We start from the raw sequence: 842 nt of genomic DNA on the forward strand, positions 1-842 counted from the left end.
AGAGCGTGCGCCGGTAGGTCATGGTTGGCGGGCTGGGCGGGTGTCCCATCGGTGGGTTGTCCAGGCGGTTCGGGTAAGGCATCGGATGATGATAGCGGCATTGGCCAAGGCGATCAGCGCGTTGATCACCCGTAGGCGCCGCTCGGTGCAGACCAGGAGCTTCTTGAAGCCGTGGTTGTGCCAGGAGTTGAGCCGCTCAACTACCCAGCGACGACCAGCTTGGAGTGGAAATCCTTTGACGCTGATCATGCTGTTGCAGCCGAGCTCGTCGAGAAGTTGACGGTTCGCCGGTGCGACCACGCAGGCGAGTGGAATACCGTTGCCATCGGTGAGCACGGACCGTTTGGTGCCTTGTTTACCCCGGTCCACCGGGGATCTCCCGGCGACCTCACCGCCGCAGGGCGCTTTGACGATGCACCCGTCAACGGTGACATCGCCAAGATCGAGCCCGACGATCTGGTCGTAGACCTCCAAGCAGATCTGTTCCAGAGCCTCAAAGACTCCGGCGTCGATCCACTCGTCCCGGCGGCGCCGGATCGTGGTCGCTGAACAGATGCTGTCGGCGATCTTGGCATAGGCAGCGCCAAGCACGAGGACCTGGACGAGTTTATTGAACACGATCCGATCGGAGATACGCGGATTGTGACATCCCAGCGGGTGGGTATCGATGTGTTCTGGCAGCAGCGCGTCGAACTGCTCCCACAGGGGTTCGATGATGAATGATGGCAGTGCAGGCACGGGTCACCTCGGGGAAGGAAGGCGGCGTAGAACACCTCTTCCTTTACCGGGGCCCGTGCCTGTCTTGGGTCACCGACACACCGCCTACTGGCGCACGCTCTAAG

At 61.8% G+C, this 842-nt stretch carries 1 protein-coding gene; it reads right to left on the reverse strand.

Annotated features, from left to right (window positions below):
- Positions 1 to 18: 18 nt before the first annotated feature.
- A complete protein-coding gene (locus F0311_RS11270; RefSeq protein ID WP_150462043.1) occupies positions 19 to 738 on the reverse strand; it encodes a transposase in 720 nt (239 codons plus the stop codon).
- Positions 739 to 842 lie beyond the last annotated feature (104 nt).

Origin of the sequence: Nesterenkonia ebinurensis, from assembly GCF_008711175.1 — a bacterium.
In the GTDB taxonomy this organism is placed as follows: Bacteria; Actinomycetota; Actinomycetes; order Actinomycetales; family Micrococcaceae; genus Nesterenkonia; species Nesterenkonia ebinurensis.